The organism is Lyngbya sp. CCY1209 (assembly GCF_055795065.1).
The window spans coordinates 1-3337 of record NZ_JAYFER010000087.1; the positions used below are offsets into that span (position 1 = coordinate 1).

2 protein-coding genes and 1 tRNA gene are annotated in these 3337 nt (G+C 58.6%); 2 read left to right on the forward strand and 1 reads right to left on the reverse strand.

What is annotated here, in order from left to right:
• On the reverse strand, nt 1-184 hold a 184-nt coding region (locus AC0QHF_RS00460), incomplete at its 3' end, for a hypothetical protein (protein ID WP_324702224.1).
• A gap of 221 nt (nt 185-405) precedes the next feature.
• Between AC0QHF_RS00460 and AC0QHF_RS00465 the strand changes: the two genes are divergently transcribed.
• Nucleotides 406-2883: an ATP-dependent Clp protease ATP-binding subunit gene (locus AC0QHF_RS00465; RefSeq protein ID WP_324702225.1), complete on the forward strand. Its 2478-nt coding sequence runs from the start codon at nt 406-408 to the stop codon at nt 2881-2883.
• Between the two features lie 275 nt (nt 2884-3158).
• A tRNA-Arg gene (locus AC0QHF_RS00470) sits at nt 3159-3231 on the forward strand.
• Nucleotides 3232-3337: the final 106 nt, after the last annotated feature.

The following is a 3337-nucleotide window of genomic DNA, read 5'->3' on the forward strand; positions in this document are numbered from 1 at the left end:
CCCAATCATCTTCAGATGATTTTTGCTGGTAGGGGCGCAAGGCTTGCGCCCTCGGGGAATTGATTCCCAAGCGGTGCAGATGTTCTACCCGTTTCCCCACTTCCCCCACTTCCCCCGCTCCCTCCGCTCCCTCCGCTTCCTCCGCTCCCTCCGCTCCCTCGGCTTTCCCCGCTTCCTCCGCCACCTCCGCTCCCCCCGCTCCCCCCGCTCCCGACTCCCGACTCCCGACTCCCGACTCCCCAAATTACGGCTCTCCTCACTGCATGATTTGCGAGAGAGCGATACAGTAGGGATAGGAAAATACACAAAAGTTTACACATCTTGGGGGTGTGATGTTACTCCTGTACGGAACCAAACAGGCCTCCAGGGTTAGCTAAGTACAATAGCTGGACGGGAAAAAGACGAATGTTTGAATACTTCTCAGATAAAGCCATCAAAGCCGTGATGCTGTCTCAGGAAGAGGCGCGACGTTTGGGACATAACTTTGTCGGGACGGAGCAACTGTTGCTCGGGATTCTCGGAGAAGGCACCAGCGTGGCGGCGAAAGTGCTTTCCGATAAAAACCTGAATTTGGACAATACCCGCCGCGAGGTCGAATCCATCATCGGCCGGGGTTCGGGCTTCATGCCGCCGGAAATCCCCTTCACGCCCCGGGCCAAGCGGGTGTTCGAGGGGGCCATGAAAGAGGCGCGGCAACTGGGCAACAACTACATTGCCCCGGAACACATTTTATTGGCATTGTTGCAGGACGACGAAGGCGTCGCGGCCAAAGTGCTGGAAAACTTCGGGATCGATCGCGCCCAACTGCGGACGGAACTGATCCGCAACCTGGGCGAAGAAGTAGCCGCGGCACCGGCCGGGGGAACCTCAAGAAGCCGCAACCGCAAGACGGTGACGCTGGACGAATTTTCCACCAACCTCACCCAACTGGCTGCACAAGGCAAACTCGATCCCATCGTCGGACGCAACCGCGAGATTGAGCGGGTGATCCAAATTCTCGGACGCCGCACCAAGAATAACCCCGTACTCATCGGCGAACCCGGTGTGGGTAAAACGGCGATCGCGGAAGGGTTGGCCCAGCGCATCGTCAACGGCAACGTCCCCGAACTGCTCGAAGACCGCCAGGTGGTCAGCTTGGAAATGGGGACCCTGGTGGCTGGAACCCGCTTCCGGGGCGAGTTCGAGGAACGCCTCAAGAAGATCGTCGATGAAATCAAATCGGCCGGCAATATTATTTTAGTCATCGACGAGATCCATACCCTGGTGGGTGCCGGAGCGATCGAGGGGACGATGGACGCCGCCAATATGCTCAAACCGGCCCTGGCCCGGGGCGAATTGCAGTGCGTCGGCGCCACCACCCTGGACGAATACCGCAAATATATTGAACGGGACGCCGCCCTGGAGCGCCGGTTCCAACCCGTGATGGTGGGCGAACCGACAGTCGAAGAAACCATCGAGATCCTGTTCGGACTGCGGTCCGCCTACGAACAGCACCACCGCCTCACCATCTCCGACGAGGCCCTGCACTCCGCCGCCACCCTCTCCCACCGCTACATCAGCGATCGCTTCCTCCCGGACAAGGCGATCGACCTAATCGACGAAGCCGGTTCTCGGGTGCGGGTGATGAACTCCAAACTGCCGCCGGAAGTGAAAGACCTGAAGCGGGAACTCTCCGAAGTGGTCAAGGAAAAAGATTCCGCCGTCCAGGGTCAAGATTTCGAGAAAGCCGGGGAACTGCGCGATCGCGAATTGGAAATCCGCGACCAAATCGAATCCGCCTCCGAAGTGGAAACCTCAATCAAAGCTGACCTGATGGTGACGGAAGAGGACATCGCCAACGTGCTTTCAGCCTGGACGGGAATCCCGGTCACGAAGATGACCGAATCCGAGTCCTACAAGCTGCTGCACATGGAAGACACCCTGCACCAGCGCCTCATCGGCCAGGATGAAGCCGTCAGCGCCGTCTCCCGCGCCATCCGCCGCGCCCGGGTGGGACTCAAGAACCCCAACCGCCCGATCGCCAGTTTCGTGTTCTCCGGCCCCACAGGTGTGGGAAAAACCGAACTCACTAAAGCCCTGGCCGCCTACTTCTTCGGCTCGGAAGAGGCCATGATCCGCCTGGATATGTCAGAATTCATGGAGCGCCACACGGTGTCCAAGCTGATCGGTTCTCCCCCCGGATTCGTCGGCTACGACGAAGGGGGACAACTCACCGAAGCCGTGCGCCGTCGCCCCTACACGGTGATCCTGTTCGACGAAATCGAAAAGGCGCACCCGGACGTTTTCAATATGCTGTTGCAGATTTTGGAAGACGGACGCCTCACCGACGCCAAGGGCCGCACGGTCAGCTTCAAGAACACCTTGATTATCATGACTTCCAATATCGGATCGAAGGTGATCGAAAAGGGCGGCGGCGGCATCGGATTCGAGTTCGCCGACCCCGAGGAAGACGTGCAGTACACCCGGATTCGCAACCTCGTCAACGAGGAGTTGAAGCAGTATTTCCGCCCGGAATTCCTCAACCGCCTCGACGAGATCATCGTCTTCCGCAAGCTGACGAAGGACGAGGTGAAGCAGATCGCCGACATCCTCCTGCGGGAAGTGTTCGGCCGTCTGGCGGAGAAGGAGATCACCCTGCAAGTGAGCGATCGCTTCAAGGATCACATCGTCGAAGTCGGCTATGATCCCAACTACGGTGCACGTCCCCTGCGTCGGGCGATCATGAACCTGATGGAGGACGTGCTCGCCGAAGCCATGCTCTCCGGCGAACTGAGCTCCGGCGACGTCGCCCTGATGGACATGGACGACGATGGCAACGTTAAAATCCTCACCGGCGAGGAATATCTCAGCGCCCGTCCCGAATACGCCATGACCAACGGCTAGAATCAGGGTGTGGGGTGTAGGGTGTGGGGTGTAGGGTAAACCCGATTCCCGATTCCCGATTCCCTACTCCCTATTCCCTCTCTTCAGGGCCTGGTGATTTCGATTTGAATTTGTCCGCCGCACTCGGGGATGGGGGGGCGAGTCGGGGCGATCGCAGCCGTACCCGTCCGGCGCGCGATCGCGCCTGAAACCCTCACGGTGAAAGCGTTTTACCCCAATTGTCCGCCGCCTATTCCCTGTTGCCTCCCATCTGTGCTATACTGACATTCGTGCGAGGGCATGTAGCTCAGTGGATAGAGCATCAGATTCCGGTTCTGAGGGTCGGGGGTTCAAATCCCTCCATGCTCGTACATCAAAAAAACCTGATCCTGCAACGGTTTACGAGAAAAGGACGAGAGCTTGAAAGCCGTGTCTTTTTAAAGCACGGATGAAAAGCGAACGGCGACTTCAGTCG

Bases quoted from the DNA above. Each gene is read 5' to 3' on its own strand.
- AC0QHF_RS00465 (WP_324702225.1), top strand. From the start codon at position 406: ATGTTTGAATACTTCTCAGATAAAGCCATCAAAGCCGTGATGCTGTCT.